General features: G+C 73.1%; 15 protein-coding genes and 2 pseudogenes. 14 read left to right on the top strand and 3 right to left on the bottom strand.

Features of this window, described 5'->3' with window-relative positions:
* A pseudogene (locus tag ACYVPE_RS13975) lies at positions 1-228 on the top strand (hypothetical protein); the annotation flags it as partial.
* Here the strand turns inward: ACYVPE_RS13975 and ACYVPE_RS13970 are convergent.
* Complete coding sequence (locus tag ACYVPE_RS13970; RefSeq protein WP_461033863.1) at positions 204-419, bottom strand: hypothetical protein; 216 nt, start codon at positions 417-419, stop codon at positions 204-206. The pseudogene ACYVPE_RS13975 and the gene ACYVPE_RS13970 sit on opposite strands and share 25 nt — an antisense overlap.
* A gap of 143 nt (positions 420-562) precedes the next feature.
* Here ACYVPE_RS13970 and miaA point away from each other — a divergent pair, with 143 nt between their 5' ends.
* The 7 genes from miaA (at position 563) to panD (ending at position 9,270) form a co-directional block, all read left to right on the top strand.
* Positions 563-1,510, top strand: a complete 948-nt coding sequence (gene miaA / locus ACYVPE_RS13965; protein ID WP_461033862.1) for a tRNA (adenosine(37)-N6)-dimethylallyltransferase MiaA — start codon at positions 563-565, stop codon at positions 1,508-1,510.
* Between the two features lie 117 nt (positions 1,511-1,627).
* The gene (locus tag ACYVPE_RS13960) at positions 1,628-2,194 is read left to right on the top strand and encodes a hypothetical protein (protein ID WP_461033861.1); all 567 of its coding nucleotides are present in this window, start codon (positions 1,628-1,630) and stop codon (positions 2,192-2,194) included.
* Between the two features lie 19 nt (positions 2,195-2,213).
* Entirely contained in the window at positions 2,214-3,098 is an 885-nt protein-coding gene (gene dapF, locus ACYVPE_RS13955) for a diaminopimelate epimerase (RefSeq protein WP_461033860.1), read from the top strand.
* A gap of 295 nt (positions 3,099-3,393) precedes the next feature.
* The gene (locus ACYVPE_RS13950; protein ID WP_461033859.1) at positions 3,394-5,508 is read left to right on the top strand and encodes a RelA/SpoT family protein; all 2,115 of its coding nucleotides are present in this window, start codon (positions 3,394-3,396) and stop codon (positions 5,506-5,508) included.
* Between the two features lie 194 nt (positions 5,509-5,702).
* Positions 5,703-7,196 carry a GTPase HflX gene (gene hflX, locus ACYVPE_RS13945; RefSeq protein WP_461033858.1) on the top strand — a complete coding sequence of 498 codons (1,494 nt, stop codon included), beginning with the start codon at positions 5,703-5,705 and terminating at the stop codon, positions 7,194-7,196.
* 112 nt (positions 7,197-7,308) lie between these two features.
* Positions 7,309-8,760 carry a family 43 glycosylhydrolase gene (locus ACYVPE_RS13940; RefSeq protein WP_461033857.1) on the top strand — a complete coding sequence of 484 codons (1,452 nt, stop codon included), beginning with the start codon at positions 7,309-7,311 and terminating at the stop codon, positions 8,758-8,760.
* 84 nt (positions 8,761-8,844) lie between these two features.
* Positions 8,845-9,270, top strand: a complete 426-nt coding sequence (gene panD, locus ACYVPE_RS13935; protein ID WP_461033856.1) for an aspartate 1-decarboxylase — start codon at positions 8,845-8,847, stop codon at positions 9,268-9,270.
* Positions 9,271-9,393: 123 nt separating this feature from the next.
* Here panD and ACYVPE_RS13930 read toward each other — a convergent pair whose 3' ends face one another.
* Entirely contained in the window at positions 9,394-10,620 is a 1,227-nt protein-coding gene (locus ACYVPE_RS13930; protein ID WP_461033855.1) for a trypsin-like serine peptidase, read from the bottom strand.
* A 278-nt stretch (positions 10,621-10,898) separates the two neighbouring features.
* On the opposite strand from ACYVPE_RS13930, the gene ACYVPE_RS13925 reads away from it, so the two are divergent.
* From ACYVPE_RS13925 to ACYVPE_RS13910, 4 genes are read left to right on the top strand one after another with little or no spacing between them, the layout of a single operon-like run.
* Entirely contained in the window at positions 10,899-12,833 is a 1,935-nt protein-coding gene (locus ACYVPE_RS13925) for an IucA/IucC family protein (protein ID WP_461033854.1), read from the top strand.
* Positions 12,834-12,844: 11 nt separating this feature from the next.
* Positions 12,845-13,579 carry a GNAT family N-acetyltransferase gene (locus ACYVPE_RS13920; RefSeq protein WP_461033853.1) on the top strand — a complete coding sequence of 245 codons (735 nt, stop codon included), beginning with the start codon at positions 12,845-12,847 and terminating at the stop codon, positions 13,577-13,579.
* A gap of 48 nt (positions 13,580-13,627) precedes the next feature.
* Positions 13,628-15,397, top strand: coding sequence for an IucA/IucC family protein (locus ACYVPE_RS13915; protein WP_461033852.1), 1,770 nt, complete (start codon positions 13,628-13,630; stop codon positions 15,395-15,397).
* 43 nt (positions 15,398-15,440) lie between these two features.
* Positions 15,441-17,480, top strand: a complete 2,040-nt coding sequence (locus tag ACYVPE_RS13910) for an ATP-dependent DNA helicase (RefSeq protein WP_461033851.1) — start codon at positions 15,441-15,443, stop codon at positions 17,478-17,480.
* Between the two features lie 87 nt (positions 17,481-17,567).
* Here the strand turns inward: ACYVPE_RS13910 and lexA are convergent.
* Positions 17,568-18,248 (bottom strand): annotated as a pseudogene (lexA, locus tag ACYVPE_RS13905) (transcriptional repressor LexA); the annotation flags it as partial.
* A 563-nt stretch (positions 18,249-18,811) separates the two neighbouring features.
* Here lexA and nrdR point away from each other — a divergent pair.
* A complete protein-coding gene (gene nrdR, locus ACYVPE_RS13900) occupies positions 18,812-19,327 on the top strand; it encodes a transcriptional regulator NrdR (protein WP_461033850.1) in 516 nt (171 codons plus the stop codon).
* Between the two features lie 171 nt (positions 19,328-19,498).
* The gene (locus ACYVPE_RS13895) at positions 19,499-22,393 is read left to right on the top strand and encodes a vitamin B12-dependent ribonucleotide reductase (RefSeq protein WP_461033849.1); all 2,895 of its coding nucleotides are present in this window, start codon (positions 19,499-19,501) and stop codon (positions 22,391-22,393) included.
* Positions 22,394-22,427: the final 34 nt, after the last annotated feature.

The following is a 22,427-nucleotide window of genomic DNA, read 5'->3' as shown; positions in this document are numbered from 1 at the left end:
GACGAACGGGCCGCCGACTCCGACGCGGCCGCCGCGCTCGTCGCCGGCGTCGCCGACCTCGCCGGGCTGCGCGCCATCGGCGAGCCGCTGGCCGCCGAGCTCGGCGCCGCCGGCCGGTCCGGCTGGCGACTGCTCGCCGCCGCGGCGGACGGCGCCGGCCTCGGCGGCCGGCTGCGCGACGACGAGGCGCCCTACGGCGTCGGCTACTTCGTGGCCTCCTGGTCCTGAGGGCCCGCCAGGGCCTGGGCGCGGGCGTCCTCGCCGGCCTCGCTGTCGGCCGCCTCCGAGGCCGCCGTCTGCTTGGGGATGCCGACCGCTTCGGCCTCGGCCACCGGGCCGGCCGACGCTCCCTCGGGCGCCGCACCGGCGGGCGGGCCCGCCTCCGAGCCACGGCGGCGCAACCAGGCGAACACTCCCATGAACCTCTCCTGACCTCGTGTTTCCTCGGGCGATGGCCCGCCGGGAAGCCGGCGGGCCGCCCTCGAGACCCCAAACGACCCGCGTCACCCCGCGTCACGTCGCTCGTTCGAGGACCGGCCGCCTCGTCTGCGAGACTTCCCGGGTGAACACCCCCGCCCCCGCACCCCGTGTGATCGCCGTCGTCGGGCCCACCGCGGCCGGCAAGTCCGACCTCGGCGTCGCCCTGGCCGAGCGCCTGGGCGGCGAGGTCGTCAACGCCGACTCGATGCAGCTCTACCGCGGCATGGACATCGGCACGGCCAAGCTCACCGCGGCGGAGCGCCGGGGGATCCCGCACCACCTGCTCGACGTCTGGGACGTCACCGTGGCCGCCAGCGTCGCCGAGTACCAGCGGATGGCCAGGGCGACCATCGACCGGCTGCTCGCGGCCGGGCGCACCCCGGTGCTGGTCGGCGGCTCCGGGCTCTATGTGCGCGGCGCCGTCGACGCCCTGGAGTTCCCCGGCACCGAGCCCGTGGTCAGGGCCCGCCTGGAGGGGGAGCTGGCGGTCGTCGGCAGCGGCGCCCTGCACGCCAGGCTGGCCGAGGCCGACCCCAGGGCCGCGGAGGCCATCCTGCCGAGCAACGGCCGCCGGATCGTCCGCGCCCTGGAGGTCATCGAGATCACCGGGAGGCCCTTCACCGCCCAGCTGCCAGGCCCCGGCGAGGACCCCGGCGCCTACCCCACCCTCCAGCTCGGCGTCACCGTGGAGCGTCCCGAGCTGGACGCCAGGATCGCCGACCGGGTGGAGCTGATGTGGCGCGCCGGCCTCGTCGACGAGGTCAGGGCCCTGGAACGGGTCGGGCTGCGGAACGGGCGCACCGCCTCCCGGGCCCTCGGCTACGGGCAGGTGCTCGCCGCGCTGGCCGGCGAGTGCGACGAGGCGGAGGCGCGTGCGGAGACGGTTCGCGCCACCCGGCGCTTCGCGCGCCGCCAGGAGAGCTGGTTTCGCCGCGACCCTCGCGTGCGCTGGCTCGACGGCTCCCGGGAGGGGCGCGCGACGCTCGTGGAGCGCGCGTGGGAGCTGCTCGAACGGACGGTCACATCCTGATCACGTGATGGCATCGGGACGCTCCAAGCGGACGGGAGCGGCCATTCAGCGTGCCATCATCGAGCAATGTCGCAATGGCCGTGATCCGTTGGAGAGAAGTAGGGAGGGCGCGTGGCGATGGAGGCCAGCCCTCGCGAAAGCAACGGAACGACCGATGGCATCCCCAGGCAGCGCCCGGGTGACGAGCTCTCGGTCGGCCCCGATCCCGACCTCGACCTCGACGCCGGCGCCGAGCCGCCGGTCACCTCGCTGACGGACGGTGACGAGGGCGTCGACCAGGAGCCCGAGGCCGACCGCGCGGTCGACTACCCCGAGTCCGAGCCGGCGGCCGACCAGGCGACCGGCGGCGAGTCCTACGCCGAGCTCCGCCCGCCCCGCCGGCTCAAGCTGGTGCTGTTCGCGCCGATCGTGCTGCTCAGCCTGCTCGGCGCCCTGATGTTCGCCTTCCCGCTCGCCTTCGCCTTCGACGGCGCCGGCGCCGTCGTCGCGATGCTCGGCCTGCTCATCGGCTGCAGCGCCGCCGGCTGGGGCATGATGGCCGCCGGCCGGGCCGGCTTCACCTGGCCTGGACTGCCGCCGCCCGGCTCGGGCCGCCGACCCGACTGGCGGGTGCTCGCGCTCTACGGCCTCGGCCTCGGCCTCCTCGTCCTCCTCGCCGTCTGGCGCGTGTCGGGCCTGCGCTGACCCGACTACGATCGGACGGGTGAGCACCACCGCGCAGCCCGTGCCCTTCCTCAAGGGCCACGGCACCGAGAACGACTTCGTGATCATCCCCGACCCCGACGGGCGGCTCGACCTCTCGGCCGCCGCGGTGGCCCGGATCTGCGACCGGCGCGCCGGCATCGGCGCGGACGGGGTGCTGCGCGTCGTGCGCGCCGCCGCCGACCCGGCGGCCCGCGCCCTGGCCGGCGAGGCCGAGTGGTTCATGGACTACCGCAACGCGGACGGCAGCATCGCCGAGATGTGCGGCAACGGCGTCCGGGTCTTCGCGCACTACCTGCGGCACGCCGGGCTCGTCAAGGACGGCGCGGCGGAGGGGCTGTCCCTCGCCACCCGGGCCGGCGTGCGCCGGGTCGGCTTCGCGGAGAACGGCGACATCGTCGTCGACATGGGCGCCGCCCGGCTGCCGGCCGGTCCCGAGCCCCGCGCCACCGTCACCGTGGGGGAGCGCGGCTGGCCCGCGCTCCAGGTGGACATGGGCAACCCGCACGCGGTGGCCTTCGTCGAGCGGCTGACCGACGCCGGGCGGCTGTTCGACCCGCCGGCCGTCGCACCGGCCACCGCCTTCCCCGCCGGGGTCAACGTCGAGTTCGTCGTGGACCGCGGCCCGCGCCACGTCGCGCTCCGCGTCCACGAGCGCGGCTCCGGCGAGACCCGCTCCTGCGGCACCGGCGCCTGCGCCGTGGCGGTCGCCGCCGCCAGGCGCGACGGCGTGGACCCCACGCGGGACGGCGAGACCGTCACCTACACCGTGGACGTGCCGGGCGGCCGGCTCGTGGTCACCGAGGCGCCCGGCGGCACCGTCACGCTCGCCGGGCCCGCCGTCCTGGTGGCCGAGGGCACTCTCGACCCGGCCCTGCTCGGCTGACGGCGCCACCCTCCGCCGGCCCCCCGACCGCCCCCTCACACGCGCTGACGTGCGCCGATGTGCGCCCGTCGTGCGCCGGACGAATCCCGGCCTGGCCGACCGTCGCTTTCGGACAGCTTTTCACGGACATAAGTCACTCGGGTGGGTGATCCGCCACGTTAGGGGCGGCCGGTGGTCAGGGCGACGTGCTGGGCTCGGTAGCATCAAGCACCGGCGCCGCAGCGGGATCACGGGTCACGGGGATCACGGGGAATGGGCCGCGGTCCGGTCTGGAGACCGCGGGAGGTGCCACCCCATGAGCGCAGAGGCGACAGCACCCAGTGGCCGGCGGGGGCACCGCCGGGACGTGCTGAGGCTGCGTCAGCTCGGCCGCGCCGCCATCTTCGGCGCGGCCGTCGGAAACCGGCTGCCGGACGCACTCGAGCACGTCGCCCAGGCGCATCGCCGCCATCACCCGGGCGCCGACCTCGACATCCTGCGCCGCGCCTATCTGTTGGCCGAGGCCGCGCACCGTGGGCAGACGCGCAAGAGCGGCGAGCCGTACATCACCCACCCGCTCGCCGTCACCCTGATCCTCGCCGAACTCGGCGCCGAGACCACGACGTTGACCGCCTCGCTGCTCCACGACACCGTCGAGGACACCGAGGTGACGCTCGACCAGGTCGGCGCCGCCTTCGGCGACGAGGTGCGCCACCTGGTGGACGGCGTCACCAAGCTGGAGAAGGTCGACTACGGCGCCGCCGCCGAGCCCGAGACCTTCCGCAAGATGCTGGTCGCCACCGGCAGCGACGTCCGCGTCATGTCCATCAAGCTCGCCGACCGGCTGCACAACATGCGCACCCTCGGCGTGATGCGCCCCGAGAAGCAGGCCCGCATCGCCCGCGTCACCCGCGACGTGCTGATCCCGCTCGCCGAGCGGCTCGGCGTGCAGACGCTCAAGACCGAACTCGAGGACCTGGTCTTCGCGGTCCTGCACCCCGAGGACCACCGCAGGGCGCAGGAGTTGATCCGCGAGCACGCCGAGCGACCGGAACCGCTCACCGCCGTCGCCGACGCCGTCCGCGAGGTGCTGCGGGAGGCGGGCATCGCGGCCGACGTGCACATCAGGCCACGACACGTGCTCTCGGTGCACCGGGCCCGCCGCAAACGCGGGCAGCTCGGCCCCTGCGACTACGGGCGGCTGCTGATCCTCGTCGGCGAGGACGCCGACTGTTACGCCGTGCTCGGCGAGCTGCACACCTGCTTCACCCCGGTGGTCTCCGAGTTCAAGGACTTCGTCGCGGCGCCCAAGTTCAACCTCTACCAGTCGCTGCACACCGCCTTCCTCGACGAGGCGGGCCGGCTGGCCGAGGTGCTGGTGCGCACCCACCGGATGCACCGCGTCGCCGAGACCGGGGTCGTCGCCCTCGGCGACCCGCACCGCTCCGGCTCCGCCGACGGCGAGCCCACCGCGGACGACGCCGAGCGCGTCGACCCGACCAGGCCGGGATGGCTCTCCCGGCTGCTCGACTGGCAGCGCCAGGAGCCCGACCCGGACACCTTCTGGAGCTCGCTGCGCGACGAGCTCGCCAGCGACCGGGAGATCACCGTCTTCGCCGAGCGCGCCGACGAGGGCCCGCTCCAACTGCCGCTCGGCGCCACCTGCGTGGACGCCGCCTACGCCCGGCACGGCCAGGCAGCGCACGCCTGCCTCGGCGCCCGCGTCAACGGCCGGCTCGCCCCCCTGCGCACGGTGCTGCGCGACGGCGACACGCTCCGGCTGCTGCTCGCGCCGGACGGCAGCTCGGGTCCGTCCCCCGAGTGGCTCGACCACGCCACCACCCCCGCCGCCCGGATCGCGATCCGCCGCTGGCTCGACGAGCGGATCCCGGAGGCGGAGGGCGAGCCCGAGCGCCCCGCGCCGCCGGCCGTGCCGCGCACCCGTGGCCGGGTGCCGGAACCCGCCGCCGCGGGCGAGGCGCAGGGCGCCGTGGTCGCCGGCGCGCCGGGCGCGCCGGTGCGGCTCGCCCGCTGCTGCACCCCGGTGCCGCCGGACAGCGCGCTCGGCTTCACGGTGCGTGGCGGCGCGGTCACCGTGCACCGGGAGAGCTGTCCCTCCGCGATCCGGATGGTCGGCGCCGGCCGGCACCCGCTGGCCGTCTCCTGGCGATCGGGCGCGGTGGCCGGCCGGGTCACGCTCCGCGCCGAGGCGCTGGGCCGCGCCGAGCTGCTCGCCGACCTCACCGAGGTCATCGCGGCACAGGGCGTCGCCGTGGAACACGCCGAGGTGGAGCCGCCACGCCAGCAGCGGGTCAGACACACCTACACGCTGCGACTGCCCGACGCCTCAGGGCTACCCGGCCTGATGCGGGCGATGCGCCGGGTGCCCGGCGTCTACGACGTGAGCCGTGCCGTGCGAACCCGCCCCTGACGCCGTCAAACCCGGGTGACGGGGCGCCGCCCGCGTGCCACTATGGTTCCGCCCGGGGGAATTCTCCGGTTCGCCCAGGCGTTACCCGGACAGTGTTCCGGCGAGGTGTCGTGAGTATGGCCAGCCAGCCGGCTGGCCGGATCGCTCCGGCGTCGCGTCGCACCCGACCGTCGCAGTCGACCCTAAGGATCGCATTGACCTTCTCCTCTCTTCCTCAGATTCCTCAGGACCACCAGCGCCGCGCCGCCGGCCGCCGGGCCGACGCCCTGATGAACGAGGACGTCGCCTGGAGCGGTATCGACGAGGAGCGGGACGGTGAGCAGTTCGACCGTGAAGAGCGCGCGGCGCTCCGCCGCGTCGCCGGCCTCTCGACCGAGCTCGAGGACGTCACCGAGGTCGAGTACCGGCAGCTGCGCCTCGAGCGCGTCGTGCTGGTCGGCGTCTGGACCTCGGGCACCGCCCGCGACGCGGACAACTCGCTGGCCGAGCTGGCCGCCCTCGCCGAGACCGCGGGCGCGCTGGTGCTCGACGGCGTGATCCAGCGCCGTGACAAGCCGGATCCGGCCACCTACATCGGCTCGGGCAAGGCCAAGGAGCTCCGCGACCTGGTCCTCGAGAACGGCGCCGACACCGTCGTGTGCGACGGTGAGCTGAGCCCGGGTCAGCTGATCCACCTCGAGGACGTCGTCAAGGTCAAGGTGGTGGACCGCACCGCCCTGATCCTCGACATCTTCGCCCAGCACGCCAAGTCCCGGGAGGGCAAGGCGCAGGTCTCGCTGGCCCAGATGCAGTACATGCTGCCGCGGCTGCGCGGCTGGGGTCAGTCGCTCTCCCGGCAGATGGGCGGCGGCGGCTCCAGCGGTGGCGGCGGCATGGCCACCCGCGGTCCGGGTGAGACCAAGATCGAGACCGACCGTCGGCGGATCCGCGAGAAGATGGCCAAGATGCGCCGGGAGATCGCGGAGATGAAGACCGGCCGCGAGGTCAAGCGGCAGGAGCGCCGCCGCAACAAGGTGCCCTCGGTCGCCATCGCCGGCTACACCAACGCCGGCAAGTCCTCGCTGCTCAACCGCCTCACCGGCGCCGGGGTGCTGGTGGAGAACGCGCTGTTCGCCACCCTCGACCCCACCGTGCGCCGCGCCGAGACGCCGAGCGGCCGCACCTACACGCTGGCCGACACCGTCGGCTTCGTGCGCCACCTGCCGCACGACCTCGTGGAGGCGTTCCGCTCCACCATGGAGGAGGTCGGCGACGCCGATCTCGTCCTCCACGTGGTGGACGGCTCGCACCCGGTGCCCGAGGAGCAGCTGGCCGCGGTCCGCGAGGTGATCGGCGAGGTCGGTGCCCGGGACATCCCGGAGATCGTCGTCATCAACAAGGCGGACGTGGCGGACGAGTTGGTGCTCCAGCGGCTGCTCCGCACCGAGCGGCGGGCGATCGCGGTCTCCGCGCAGACCGGCCAGGGCATGGCCGAGCTGCTGGCCACGATCGACGCCGAGCTGCCGCGGCCGGCCGTCGAGCTGGAGGCGCTGGTGCCCTACACCGAGGGCGCCCTGGTGTCCCGGGTGCACGCGGAGGGCGAGGTGCTCGCCGAGGAGCACACCGGCGAGGGCACCCTGCTCAAGGCCCAGGTCCACGAGGAGCTCGCCGCGTTGCTCGCTCCCTACGTGCCGGCCGCCAGGAGCTGATCGACCGAAGGAAGCCCGCGGGTGTGTCAACCGGTCGGGACCGGTTGACACACCCGCGGGCCTTTCCTACCTTCGCGCCGGGACCTTACATCGATGTAAAGGAGGCGCCCCCATGCGCCTTGGCCTCGGCACGGCCCGTCGCGCGGCGCTGTTCGCCGCCCTCCTGGGACTCCTGCTCGGCTGGCTCACCGCCCCGCCGCACGCCACGGCCGGCGAACCGTCAGCCGCCGCGAGCACCAGCTTCCGCAACCCGCTCAACCCGGGCCCCGATCCGTTCCTCACGTACTGGCGAGGCAACTACCACCTCACCACCACGCAGGGGAACAGCATCCGGATGTGGCGCTCGCCCTCGCTGAGCACCCTGCTCGCCGCCGATCCGGTGACCGTCTGGACGGACTCCGACCCCTCGCGCAACCGCAACATCTGGGCCCCGGAGTTCCACCGCTTCGGAGACCGCTGGTACCTCTACTACACCGCCGACGACGGCGTCGACGACCACCACCGGCTGTACGTCCTGGAGTCGGCCGGCGACGACCCGGCCGGCCCCTACCACTTCAAGGCCAAGCTCGAACCGCCCAACCACCGGGACACGTACGCCATCGACCCCAGCGTGTTCGAGCACAACGGCCGCCTCTACCTCGCCTACGCCGGCATCAACCGGTACCAGCACAACGGCCTCAACATCGCGCCGCTGACCAACCCCTACACCGTCGCGGGCAACGCGGTCGCCCTCGACGCCGCCGGCGGCTGCCCCGAGGTCCGCGAGGGGCCGGAGTTCCTGAACCGCAACGGCCGCACCTGGATGACGTACTCCGCCTGCGACACCGGCAAACCCGACTACCAGGTCTGGATGATGTCCCTGCCGAACGGCGCCGACCCCCTGGTGCCCGGGAACTGGACCCAGCGCCAGGGGCCGGTGTTCTCCCGGGCCGACGACCGCGGCGTCTACGGCCCTGGCCACCACGCCTTCTTCCGCTCGCCCGACGGCACCGAGGACTGGATCGTCTACCACGCGAAGACGACCACCGACTTCACCTACAGCAACCGCACCACCCGGGCCCAACGGATCACCTGGAACGCCGACGGCAGCCCGAACCTCGGCCGCCCGCTCGCCCTCGGCGCGACCCAGGAACTACCCTCGGGCGACCCGGGTTCCGGCAACTACTGGATCAACGACGACGGTCGCTCCAACGGGGCCGGGAGCGTCTCCTACACCGGCACGTGGAACTCGGGGACCGGCTGCGCCGCCCAGTGCTTCTGGAGCGACGACCACTGGAGCGACCGGGCCGGCAACACCGCCACGTTCACCTTCACCGGCAACCGGATCGCCCTGCTCTCCGTCCGGGACACCGGCAACGGCATCGCCGCGATCAGCATCGACGGCGGGCCGGAACAACGCGTCGACTTCCACGGCGCGATCCGCACCGGCGAGACGCTCCAGTACCTCAGCCCCCGGCTGTCGGACGGCCGCCACACGCTGCGGATCCGCGTCACCGGCGAGCGCAACGCCGACTCCTCCGCCTCGTTCGTGAGCGTGGACCGTGCCGAGGTCTACACCGGATGACCGGGCCCACCCGCTCGTTGTAGAGTGGGGAGAGTGCCCTTGACCTGCAAGAACGCAGGCAGGGAGCCTAGTCAGGAGTACTCGATGCTGCGCACCATGTTCAAGTCGAAGATCCACCGCGCCACCGTCACCGAGGCGGACCTGCACTATGTCGGTTCCGTCACCATAGACGCCGACCTGATGGACGCGGCCGACCTGTTGCCGGGCGAGCTGGTCCACATCGTCGACATCGACAACGGCAACCGCCTCGAGACCTATGTGATCGAGGGCGCCAGGGGCACCGGCGTCATCGGGATCAACGGCGCGGCCGCCCATCTCGTCAAGCCTGGCGACCTCGTCATCATCATCAGCTACGCACAGGTGGACGACGCCGAGGCCCGCCGGCTGCGGCCCGCCGTGGTCCACGTGGACGGCGCCAACCGCGTCGTCCGGCTGGGCGACGACCCGTCGGAGCCGGTGCCCGGCAGCCGCACCGAGCGGAGCCCGAACGCCGTCGCCGCCGCTCGCTGACCCGCCACTCCCGACCGGCGAGACCGGCGAGACCGGCGAGACCGGCGACCAGCGACCGGCACACACGAAGGGGCCGGTGTCCGCACTCGCGGACACCGGCCCCCTCGTCGTCGTGCGCCGGGGTCAGCCGGCCTGCTGGCTCACGTACTCGAGGACGTCCTGCGCCTCGACGTCCAGCCGTGGCCCGGCGAGCCAGGTGCTCTCGAACGGGCCGATGGAGTTGACCGAGATCAGCTCCGGCTCACCGCTGTCGCCGGTCCGCAGCCAGGGGCCGCCCGACGAACCGCCGGTCATGGTGCAGCCCACCCAGTAGAGCACCGGCATGGTCGGGTCGATCGCCAGCCGGCCAGGGGTGCCGTCGCAGCGGTACATCAGGGCGCCGTCGTAGGGGGCCGCCGCCGGGAAGCCGTAGAGCGAGACGGGGCCGAGCCCGGAGACCGCGGGGGCGTCGAAGTCGACGTCGACGGCCGAGCCGACCGTCTCCTCGAGGGAGAGCCCGCTGCCGTCCTCCGGCTCGACGGACAGCACCGCGAAGTCACCGTGCGCGCCCTCGCCGCCGGTGGTGGTGCCGTTGTCCAGCCAGTACTGGGTGGTCGACACGTAGTTGGCCCAGAAGACGCCGTACGGCGCGACCTCGCCCACGTTGGCCGGGTCGTTGGCCTCCGCCGCGCTCAGGCCGTTGTTGTTGTAGGCCGGCACGAAGCTGATGTTCCGGTACCAGCCGCCGCCGGTGCCCGCGTGCACGCAGTGGCCCGCGGTGGCCACCAGGTTGGACTGGCCGGGGTTGTTCGGGTCCTTGACCACGGTGCCCGAGCAGACCATCGGGCCCTCGGGACTGTCGAAGAACACCTTGCCGATGGGGGCGCCGTTGTCCGTGTACGGGGTGTCCACCGGGACGGCCTCGACGGGGGTCGGCTCGGGGTCGGTGATGCCCCGGTCGTCCATCGGGTCGTCGGCCTGCGGCGCGTCGGGGTCCTCCTGGATCTGGTCCTCGTCGATGGACTGGTCGGGGTCCTCCGCCTGCCCCATGCGATCGGGGTCCCAGAGGCCCTGGATGATCGGGTTGACGAAGTCGCCGATCTCGCTGAGCCAGGTCTCCTGGTCCCAGTTCTCCCAGCCGCCGTCGAGCCAGGCGTCGAGGTCGATGTCGACCGGCAGGTTGTCGAGGACGTCCTGGAGGTTGCGGTCCGACCCGGAGCCCTCCGTGGAACTGTCGCCAGGTGCCTGCGCGTCGTCCGTCGTCTCCTCGTCGCCGCCGCACGCGGTGGCCGTGAGCGCGAGAGCGGCCGCCATCGCGGTGGCGGCCAGCGCGGCGCGGCGACGTGAAGGCCGCCTGCGTATCGATGACATGGGTGAACTCCCCCTGAGGTGATCTCATGGTCCTGCTCGGTGGTGCGCGGAGCGCTTGCCTGCCCGGCACCCCGCCGGCACGGAGGACTCCCCCACTATGCCGGTGCCCAAGTGGACGGTCGCAGCCGGGTCCCCGGTTCCCGATCGGGGCGCGAACGGACCGCCGACGGCGCACGCGCGGCGGTCGCCCAAAGGATCTTGCCACAGGCCGTGTTCCCCCGTGCGCGCGGTCGTTACTACGGATGGAGCAGCACAGCAGCATGACAGACAGGTGAGAGATGAACGGACGCCCCCGTCCCGACCGCAGCCCGGGCCGCGAGCGCCAGCCGGTCCGCCGCCGTCCCGCGAGGCTCATGGAGCCCTCCATTCCCCGGCAGCCCAGGGGGGATCGGTCCCAGTCGACCGAGCAGGACGGGGCGGCGGCGCGGGAGGCCCCCGATCCGCTGGAGCACCCGCTGGCCGAGGCCGCCGCCGACGCGGCCACCGTGGAGAGCCTGTTGCGCTGCTGGGTCAGGGAGACCGGTGCCGCCCGCCCGGCCGGCCGCACGCTGCTTCTCCCGCTCGCCTCCTCGGGCGTCGCGCTGCGCGTCCGCCTCAGGTACTGGTCGCCCACCGGCTGGCACCGCTTCGGCTCGGTGCGGATCGAGGGCGCGCCGCCCACCGCCGCCCCGGTGGACGCGGTCACGCTGGCCGCGCTGCTCGGCCGCGAGGCCGCGTACCGCGGCGGGGCCGCGCAGGCCGGGGCCGAGGGCACCGCCATGGTGGGCCGGGTCGCCGACTCGGTGCGGCGCACCGCCGGCTTCCTGGCCGCCCGTCGCCTGGCCCCCGGGCCCTCCGCGCACGGCCACGCCTTCCTGGACGCCGAGCAGTCGTTGCTGCTCGGCCACCCGCTGCACCCCACGCCCAAGAGCCGGGAGGGCCTGGCAGGCCACGAGTCCCGGCGCTCCTCGCCCGAGTTGCGCGGCTCGTTCCCGCTGCACTGGATGGCGGTCGACCGCTCGGTTCTCGCCGCCGACTCCGCGTGGACGGAGCGCGGCGAGACGGTGCCGGCCGAGGCGCTGGCCGCCCGGCTCGCCGGTTCCGGGCTCAGGCTGCCGCCGAACACCGTGCCGCTGCCGCTCCACCCCTGGCAGGCCCGCGACCTGGTGCACCGCCCCCCGGTGGCCGCGCTGTTGGGCGCCGGGCTCCTCCACGAGCTGGGCGAGCACGGCGAGCCGTGGTACCCCACGTCCTCGGTGCGCACCGTGCACCGGCCGGGCGCGCCGGCCATGGTCAAGCTCTCGCTCGCCCTGCGCATCACCAACTCCCGCCGGGAGAACCTGCGCAAGGAACTGCACCGGGGCGTCGAGGTGCACCGGCTGCTCTCCAGCGGCCTCGGCGAGCAGTGGCGCGCCGCCTTCCCGACCGGGCCCGGCTTCGACATCGTGCGCGACCCGGCCTGGCTCGCCGTCGACGACACCCAGGGCCGGCCGGTGCCAGGGCTTGACACCGTGCTGCGGCACAACCCGTTCGGCCCGCACGACGACGCCCTGTGCCTGGCCGCCCTCACCGGCCCCCGGCCCTGGCCGGGGCGGCCCGAGCTCGAGCTGCGCTCCCGCCTGGCCGACGTGGTGCACGCCAGCGCCGAGCGCACCGGGCGCGGCACCCCCGCGGTGGCCGCCGAGTGGCTGCTGCGCTACCTGCGGGCCGTGGTGCGGCCGTTGCTCTGGCTGGACGCGTGGGCCGGCGTCGCGCTGGAGGCCCACCAGCAGAACACGCTGGTGCTCCTCGACGCCGAGGGCTGGCCGGCCGGCGGCCGGTTCCGCGACAACCAGGGCTACTACTTCCGCGCCTCGCACCGCGAGGCCCTGGAGCGCCGGCTGCCGGGCATCGGCCAGCGCTCCGACACCTTCGTGACCGACGAGGTGGCCGACGAGCGCTTCGCCTACTACCTGGGCATCAACAACGTCCTGGGCCTGATCGGCGCCTTCGGGGCCCAGGGGCTCGCCGACGAGGGGCTGCTGCTCGCCGCGTTCCGCCGCTTCCTCACCGAGGAGGCCGGGGCAGCGGCCGGCGGCCGCGTCTCGTCGCTGGTCACCCACCTGCTGGAGTCGGCCACCCTGCGCTGCAAGGCCAACATGTTGACCCGCCTGCACGGCCTCGACGAGCTCGTCGGCCCGGTGGACGGCCAGTCCGTCTACGTCACGGTCCCCAACCCGCTGGCCACCGCCTGAAGGAGCACGCCATGCCCGACGCCGACACCGAGTCACGCGGCCAGGCGCGGACCGAGGCCGAAGCCGAGGCGGACGCCGAGGGCGACTGTGAGGGCGACGGTGAGGACACGGCCGACCTGCCGCTGCCGCCCGACCTCACCGGCGCGCCCGCCGGGTACGGCCCGGTCGGCGTCGACCGGGCCCCCGGCGCGGCCGACCCGCTGGACGGGGTCGCCGACTGGGGGCCCATCAACACCGCGGCCGGAGTGCTGCGGTTGGTGCCCGTGCTGCCCGCCCGCGACCTGTCGCTCGTCACCACCTGGATGAACGACCCGGTGGTCGACGCCTTCTGGCTGCTGGCAGGGCCGCCCGAGCGCACCGCCGCCCACCTGGAGTGGCAGCTCACCGGAGACGGCAGGAGCGTGCCCTGCCTCGGGGTCCTCGACGGGCTGCCCATGAGCTACTGGGAGATCTACCGGGCCGATCTCGACCCGCTCGCCCGCCACTACCCGTCCCGGCTGCACGACACCGGAATCCACGTGCTCATCGGCAACGCGGAGGACCGCGGCCGAGGCGTCGGCGCCGCGCTGCTGCGCGCCGTCGCCGAGCTCGTGCTCCGCCACCGGCCGCGCTGCCCACGGGTGGTCGCCGAGCCCGACGTCCGCAACGTGGCCTCGCTCGCGGCGTTCCGCGCCGCCGGATTCCGGAAGGCCGGCGAGGTCGCCCTCCCGGAGAAACGTGCCGCCTTGATGCTCAGGGACCGCTGAGGCCCCGGCCGCGGCCCGTCCCCCAACCGTGTCCGAGAAGGAGATCCCGTGTCCCCGTCTCCCACCGCCCCGGCCGCCGCCGGCGCGACGCCCTGGGCCCTGGCCGGCCGCCGACTGCTGGCGAAGATGCTGGGCGAGTTCGCCTACGAGGGCGTCATCGCGCCCCGCCCCGACGGCCCGCCCGGCGACGCCTACCAACTGCGGGTCGCCCCCGACCTCACCTACCGGTTCCGGGCCAGGCGCGGCGCCTACGGCCACTGGAACGTCGACCCGGCCACCCTGACCCCCGCCGCCGACCCACTGGAGTTCGTGGCCCGCGCCCACGACACGCTGCTCGGCCTCTCAGGGGACACCACGGGGCATCTGATCCGGGAGCTCACCGCCACCCTCAGCGCCGACGTCGCCCTCGCCGCCGATCCCCTCAGCGCCGCGGAGCTCGCCGACCTGGACCACGCGGACCTCGAGGGCCGCTGCACCGGCCACCCCTGGCTGGTGGCCAACAAGGGCCGCCTCGGCTTCTCCGCGGCCGACGCCGGCCGCTGGGCCCCCGAGGCACGCACCCCGCGCCCGCTGCCCTGGCTGGCCGCGCACCGCGAGTTCGCCCGCTACCGGGGCACAGCCTCGCTGGCCGCGCCTGAGGCGCTCTACGCCGAGGAGTTGACCGCCACCACCCGCGAGGCGTTCGCCCGCGCCGTCGCGGCCCAGGGGCGCGATCCGGCGCACTACCTCTGGTTGCCCGTCCACCCCTGGCAGTGGGACGAGACGATCGCCCCGCTCTTCGCCCCGCAGATCGCCGCGGGCGCGCTGATACCCCTGCCCACCGACGGCGACCTGCGGCTGCCGCAGCAGTCCATCCGCACCTTCCTCAACGTCAGCCGCCCACACGCCCGCACCGTCAAGCTGCCGCTCTCCATCCTCAACACCCTGGTCTGGCGCGGCCTGCCCACCGAGCGCACGCTGGCCGCCCCCGCCGTCACCGGCTGGGTGCACGGGGTGCGCGACGGCGACCCCTTCCTGGCCGAGGAGACCCGCCCCGTCCTGCTCGGCGAGATCGCCTCCGTCAGCGTCGAACATCCCCTCTACGACCAGCTCCCCACTGTCCCTTACCAGTACCGGGAGCTGCTCGGCTGCATCTGGCGGGAGCCGATCGGGCCGTTCCTCGGCGCGGGGGAGCGGGCCCGCACCCTCGCCGCGCTGCTCTGGACCGACGAGAGCGGGCGCTCCCTCACCGCCGAGCTCGTCGAGCGCTCGGGCCTGCCGGCCCACAGCTGGCTGCGCAGCCTGTTCGTGGCGCTGCTGCCGCCGCTGCTGCACTTCCTCTACCGCTACGGCACGGTGTTCTCGCCGCACGGCGAGAACGCGCTGGTGGTCTTCGACGAGCGGGACATTCCCGTCCGGCTCGCCGTCAAGGACTTCGTCGACGACGTCAACCTGAGCGCCGAGCCGCTGCCCGAGTTCGACCACGTCCCGCGCCAGGTCCGCGAGGTGCTGCTCACCGAACCGCCGGCCTTCCTCACCCAGTTCATCCACTCCGGCCTGTTCGTGGGGGTGTTCCGCTTCCTGGCTCCGCTGTGCGAGCGGGAACTCGGCGTGCCGGAGGCCGACTTCTGGTCACTCGTCCGGGCGGAAATCCTGCACTACCAGCACCGCTTCCCGGAGCTCAAGCACCGCTTCGAGGCGTTCGACCTGCTCACCCCGCGCATCGACCGGCTCTGCCTCAACCGCAACCGGCTCCATCTCGACGGCTACCGGGACCGCGCCCAGCGCCCGCACGCGGTGGTGCACGGCACTGTCGCGAATCCGCTGCACTCCTCCTGAGCGGGGCGAGAGTGTCAGTGGGTCCGCGTAGGGTGTCACCCCTATGACTGCCACATCTGGGAAGCCCACCCTCACCGATCTGTTGCACTCCGCCGTCGCCTCCGTGGGGGGCAGCGAGCGGCCCGGGCAGGTCGCCATGGCCGAGGCGGTCGCCGAGGCGTTCCAGGAGGGCTCGCACCTGCTCGTCCAGGCGGGCACCGGCACCGGGAAGTCCCTCGGCTATCTGGTGCCGGCGATCGCCACGGGGGAGCGGGTGGTGGTGGCCACGGCCACCCTCGCCCTGCAGCGGCAGCTGATCGAGCGTGACCTCCCGCGCACGGTGGAGGCGCTGCACCCGCTGCTGCGCCGCCGCCCCGAGTTCGCCACCCTCAAGGGCCGGTCCAACTACCTGTGTCTGCACCGGCTCCACGAGGGCGTCCCCCAGGACGACGAGGAGGGCCTGTTCAACCATCCCCCAGCCTTCGGCCGGGGGGACCCCCAATCGGCGGCCGAGGCGGCGGGCGAGCCCACCAGCCGGCTCGGCAAGGACCTGCTCCGCCTGCGCGGCTGGTCGGACGAGACGGAGACGGGCGATCGTGACGATCTGACGCCCGGCGTCTCGGACCGCGCCTGGGGGCAGGTGTCGGTCTCCTCCCGGGAGTGCCTGGGCGCCAGCCGCTGCGCCTACGGCGCCGAGTGCTTCGCCGAGGCGGCGCGGGAGCGCGCCAAGCTCGCCGAGGTGATCGTCACCAACCACGCGCTGCTCGCGATCGACGCCATCGAGGGCGCGCCGGTGCTGCCCGGCCACGACGTGCTGATCGTGGACGAGGCCCATGAGCTGGTCTCCCGGGTCACCGGGGTGGCCACGGGCGAGCTCACGCCTGGCGGCGTCGGGCGGGCGGTGCGGCGGGCCGCCAAGCTGATCGACGAGAAGACGGCGGATCGGCTGGCCACGGCGGCCGAGGGCTTCGAGCGGCTGATGGAGCTGGCGCTGCCCGGCCGGCTCGAGGAGATCCCCGAGGACCTCGGCTACGCGCTGACCGCCCTGCGGGACGCGGCGCGGGCGGCGATCACGGCGCTCGGCAACACGAGGGACTCCTCGGTGACCGACGAGGACGCGGTGCGCAAGCAGGCGCTGGCCGCCATCGAGACGGTGCAGGAGGTCTCCGAGCGCATCGTCGAGGGCTCGGAGTTCGACGTCGTCTGGTACGAGCGGCACGACCGGTACGGCGCGTCGCTGCGTGTGGCGCCGCTCTCCGTGTCCGGGCTGCTGCGGGAGAAGCTGTTCGAGGACCGGTCCGTGGTGCTCACCTCGGCCACGCTCAAGCTCGGCGGCGACTTCAACGGGGTGGGTGCCTCGTTGGGCCTGGCGCCCGAGGGGCAGCACGGCGAGGAGCTCCCGCCCTGGAAGGGGCTCGACGTGGGGTCGCCCTTCGACTACCGGCGGCAGGGCATCCTCTATGTCGCGCAGCACCTCTCGCCCCCCGGGCGGGACAGCAGCCGCGCGGACATGCTCGACGAGTTGGCGGAGCTGGTGGCGGCCGCGGGCGGGCGCACGCTGGGGCTGTTCTCCTCGATGCGCGGCGCGCAGACGGCGGCCGAGGAGCTGCGCGGGCGGCTGGATCTGCCGATCCTGCTCCAGGGCGAGGAGACGCTTGGCGAGCTGATCCGCACCTTCGCGGAGGACGCGCGCACCTGCCTCTTCGGCACGCTCTCGCTCTGGCAGGGGGTGGATGTGCCGGGGCCGAGCTGCCAGTTGGTCGTGATGGACCGGATCCCGTTCCCGCGCCCCGACGATCCGCTGGTGAGCGCGCGGCAGAAGGCCGTGGAGGAGGCCGGCGGCCACGGCTTCATGGCCGTGGCGGCCACGCATGCCGCACTGCTGATGGCGCAGGGGGCCGGCCGGTTGGTGCGGGCGACGGGGGATCGTGGCGTGGTCGCGGTGCTCGACCCTCGGCTGTCGAAGGCGCGCTACGGGGGCTTCCTTCGGACCTCCATGCCGGACTTCTGGTACACGACCGACCGGAATCAGGTGCGGCGCTCGCTCGCCGCGATCGATGCCACCGCCCGGGACGCGGCAGCCGAGGACGCCGCCGCGTCATAGGCCGCGCCCGAGGGAGCGGGGCGCCGGGGCGCCCCGGGGAGGCGTCAGTCCTGAAGGGAACCGGAACGAGAACGAGGGGGCGGCGGGTCAGATCCGCCGCATGACGGCGACGACCTTGCCCAGGATGGTGGCCTCGTCGCCCGGGATCGGCTGGTACGCCGCGTTGTGCGGGAGCAGCCAGACCTGGCCGTCCTCGCGCTTGAACCGCTTGACGGTGGCCTCGCCGTCGAGCATGGCCGCGACGATGTCGCCGTTCTCCGCGACCGGCTGCCGGCGCACCGTGACCCAGTCGCCGTCGCAGATGGCGGCCTCGATCATCGAGTCGCCGACGACCTTGAGCACGAAGAGCTCACCGTCGCCCACCAGCTGCCGGGGCAGCGGGAACACGTCTTCCACGGACTCCTCGGCGAGGATCGGGCCGCCCGCGGCGATCCGGCCGACGAGCGGCACATAGGAGGCGGCCGGCTTGCCCGCGGTGTCCGTGACCTGAGGGGTCGGCGTCTCGGCGCCGCGGACCTCGTAGGCGCGGGGGCGGTGCGGATCGCGGCGCAGGAAGCCCTTCCGCTCCAGGGCCATCAGCTGGTGGGCGACCGAGGACGTGCTGGACAGGCCGACGGCCTGGCCGATCTCGCGCATCGACGGCGGGTAGCCGCGGCGCTGCACGGAGTCGCGGATGACCTCGATCACCCGGCGCTGCCGGTCGGTGAGGCCGGAGCTGTCCGCCCTGATGCCGGGAGGTCGGCCGGGCATCGATCGTGGGGCCGCGGGGGCCGCGATGCGGTCATGGCGGCGCTCAGCGGCGGTGATGGCGTCGTCTGCTGCGGTGGTCATGTCGGCCCCTTCTCGGTGGTACTCCCTAGTCAGACAACGGTAGTTGCTATCGAAAGGTTGCGCCAAACACACGTTCGAGTGAAAAATCGCTGATCAGCTGACGTGATCAAGCGAGCGGGTGTAAAAGGAGGCCGTCCTTCGGCGGGGTCGGCCGCGAACGGTAACCGGGTCATGCGGTAGCCTCCCATGCGTCCGCCGGCCCGCGTGCTCGGCCCGCCGCCCGGCCATCGACCTCCCCGATCGCGACACGCGCGGCGATGATGTTGACAGCTTACCCGCTGTCACCCCTAGATCTAGTGGTAACGCCTCGGATCAATCCCCAGAAATTGTGGTTCCGGGTCATCCTCGGCGCGAGATATCGCCTATGCTTGAGAACGTCCCCCGGGGAACGCGGACCGCGTCTTCCGGGGCGGCGGAGTCGTCACGCCATGCCCGTGGTGTGCACGCTCCGTGAGCAGGGTCGCGAGAGCGCGTCAGAGCGGTGAGGAAGGGAGAGAGCGATGCACTGCCCCTTCTGCAGGCACCCCGACAGCCGCGTCGTCGACAGCCGCACCGCGGACGACGGGACGATGATCCGCCGGCGTCGGCAGTGTCCGAGCTGCTCCCGGCGGTTCACCACCGTGGAGACGGCCTCGCTGATGGTGATCAAGCGCAGCGGCGTGACCGAGCCCTTCAGCCGGGACAAGGTGATCGCCGGCGTGCGCAAGGCGTGCCAGGGGCGTCCCGTCACGGAGGACGCGCTGGCCAAGCTCGGCCAGCGGGTGGAGGAGGCCGTGCGCGCCACCGGCAGCGCCGAACTCTCCACCCACGACGTGGGCCTGGCGATACTCGGCCCGCTCCGCGAGCTCGACCTGGTCGCCTATCTGCGGTTCGCCTCGGTCTACCGGGCGTTCGACTCCCTCGAGGACTTCGAGGCCGCCATCGGCGAGCTGCGCGAGGGCTTCGCCCCCGAGCGAGCACCCACCGCCGTGAGCGCGGTGCCCGTCCCCGGGGGGCGGCCGGCCGCCGCCGGATAGCGCCCCGCCGTCACCGGACGGCGTGGGGCGCGCCGGGTCCGCCGTGGAGCGCCCGGACCACACCACACAGCTTGGCCGAGGCGCATGGGCGCGCCCTGGTCATCGGAACAGAACAGGCCATCCGGTGCGTACCGGATGGCGCGAGGGCGCATGCCCGCACAGGGAGGCGGAATGACTGAGACGACGAGCGGCCCGGCACGTGGGTCCCGCGCCAAGGGTGGCAAGGGGGCCAAGGGCCTGCGGATCGAGCGCATCCACACCACGCCGGGGGTGCACCCCTACGACGAGGTGGTCTGGGAGCGTCGTGACGTCGTCATGACCAACTGGCGCGACGGCTCGGTCAACTTCGAACAGCGTGGCGTCGAGTTCCCCGACTTCTGGTCGGTGAACGCGGTCAACATCGTTACGAGCAAGTACTTCAGGGGCGCCGTCGGCACCCCGCAGCGGGAGACCAGCCTCCGGCAGCTGATCGACCGGGTGGTGCGGACGTACCGCGCCGCGGGCGAGGAGCACGACTACTTCGCCTCGCCGGCGGACGCCGAGATCTTCGAGCACGAGCTGGCGCACGCGCTGCTGCACCAGATCTTCAGCTTCAACTCGCCGGTCTGGTTCAACGTCGGCACCAAGCAGCCGCAGCAGGTGAGCGCCTGCTTCATCCTCTCCGTCGACGACTCCATGGAGTCGATCCTCGACTGGTACAAGGAGGAGGGGATGATCTTCAAGGGCGGCTCGGGCGCGGGGCTCAACCTCTCGCGGATCCGGTCGTCCAAGGAGCTGCTGTCCTCCGGCGGCAACGCCTCGGGGCCGGTCTCCTTCATGCGGGGCGCGGACGCCTCGGCCGGCACCATCAAGTCGGGCGGCGCCACCCGGCGGGCGGCCAAGATGGTCGTCCTCGACGTGGACCACCCGGACGTCGAGGCCTTCATCGAGACCAAGGTGAAGGAGGAGGCGAAGATCCGCGCCCTGCGGGACGCGGGCTTCGACATGGACCTGGGCGGCGACGACATCACCTCCGTCCAGTACCAGAACGCCAACAACTCCGTCCGGGTCAACGACGAGTTCATGCGCGCCGTGGAGTCGGGTTCGAAGTTCGGGCTGCGGGCGCGGACCAGCGGCGAGATCATCGAGGAGGTCGACGCCAGGTCGCTCTTCCGCAAGATGGCCGAGGCCGCCCACGCCTGCGCCGACCCGGGCATCCAGTACGACGACACCATCAACCACTGGCACACCTCGCCCGAGTCGGGTCGGATCACCGCCTCCAACCCGTGCAGCGAGTACATGCACCTGGACAACTCCTCGTGCAACCTCGCCTCGTTGAACCTGATGAGGTTCCTCAGCGACGACGACCAGGGCAACCAGTCGTTCGACGTGGAGCGGTTCGTCAAGGTCGTCGAGCTGGTCATCACGGCGATGGACATCTCGATCTGCTTCGCGGACTTCCCCACCCAGAAGATCGGTGAGACCACCAGGGCCTTCCGGCAGCTGGGCATCGGGTACGCCAACCTGGGCGCGCTGCTGATGGCGACCGGCCACGCCTACGACTCGGACGGCGGCCGGGCGTTGGCCGGGGCCATCACCTCGCTGATGACCGGCACCTCCTACCGCCGCTCGGCCGAACTGGCCGCGGTGGTCGGTCCCTACGACGGCTACGCGCGCAACTCGGACGCGCACAACCGCGTCATGCGGCAGCACGCGGACGCCAACGGCGCGGCCAAGCGCATGGACGACCTGGACACCCCGGTCTGGGCAGCGGCGACCGAGGCGTGGCAGGACGTGCTGCGGCTCGGCAAGAAGAACGGTTTCCGCAACGCGCAGGCCTCGGTGCTCGCGCCGACCGGCACCATCGGCCTGATGATGGACTGCGACACCACGGGCGTGGAGCCCGACCTGGCGCTCGTGAAGTTCAAGAAGCTGGTCGGCGGCGGCTCCATGCAGATCGTCAACAACACGGTGCCCAAGGCGCTGAAGCGGCTCGGCTACCAGCCGGAGCAGGTCGAGGCGATCGTCGCGCACATCGCCGAGCACGGCAACGTGGTGGACGCGCCGGGCCTCAGGACCGAGCACTACGAGGTGTTCGACTGCGCGATGGGCGAGCGTTCCATCGCCCCGATGGGCCACGTGCGGATGATGGCGGCGGCGCAGCCGTTCCTGAGCGGTGCCATCTCCAAGACGGTCAACATGCCGAGCACCAGCACCGTGGACGACGTCGCGGAGATCTACCTGGAGGGCTGGCGGCTCGGCGTCAAGGCGCTGGCCGTCTACGTCGAGAACAGCAAGGTCGGCCAGCCGCTCTCGGCCAAGAAGAAGGAGCCGGCGAAGGCCGAGGCCCCGGCGGTGACGGCCGAGCGGGAGACGGTGGTCGAGTACCGTCCGGTGCGCAGGCGGCTGCCGAAGGGGCGTCCCGGCATCACGACCTCCTTCACGGTCGGCGGCGCCGAGGGCTACATGACCGCCAACTCCTACCCGGACGACGGGCTCGGCGAGGTCTTCCTGAAGATGTCCAAGCAGGGCTCGACCCTGGCGGGCATGATGGACGCCTTCTCGATCGCGGTCTCCGTGGGCCTGCAGTACGGCGTGCCGCTGGAGACCTACGTCTCCAAGTTCACCAACATGCGGTTCGAGCCGGCGGGCATGACGGACGACCCGGACGTGCGGATGGCGCAGTCCATCGTGGACTACATCTTCCGCCGCCTGGCGCTCGACTTCCTGCCCTTCGAGACCCGCTCCGCGCTGGGCATCCACACCGCCACCGAGCGGCAGCGCCACCTGGAGACCGGCTCCTACGAGCCGGCCGACGACGAGCTCGACGTCGAGGGTCTCTCCCAGTCGGCGCCCCGCCAGGCCGAGGCGCCCCGGCCGTCCAGCTCCCCGACGCCGCCCGCTCCCGCGGTCTCGGCCCAGGAGAGCCCGGCGCCGCGCGAGGCGCACAGCTCGACGGAGCTGGCCGAGATGCGGCTCGGCCTGAACGCCGACGCCCCGCTGTGCCTGGCCTGCGGCACCAAGATGCGCCGGGCGGGTAGCTGCTACCTCTGCGAGGGCTGCGGCTCCACCAGCGGCTGCAGCTGATCCGGGGGCGGTGCGCGGGAGGGCCTCGACGGCC

The organism is Streptomyces mayteni, from assembly GCF_054783955.1.
Note: the sequence above shows the minus strand (reverse complement) of the source record. Positions and strands in the feature narration are given on the sequence as shown.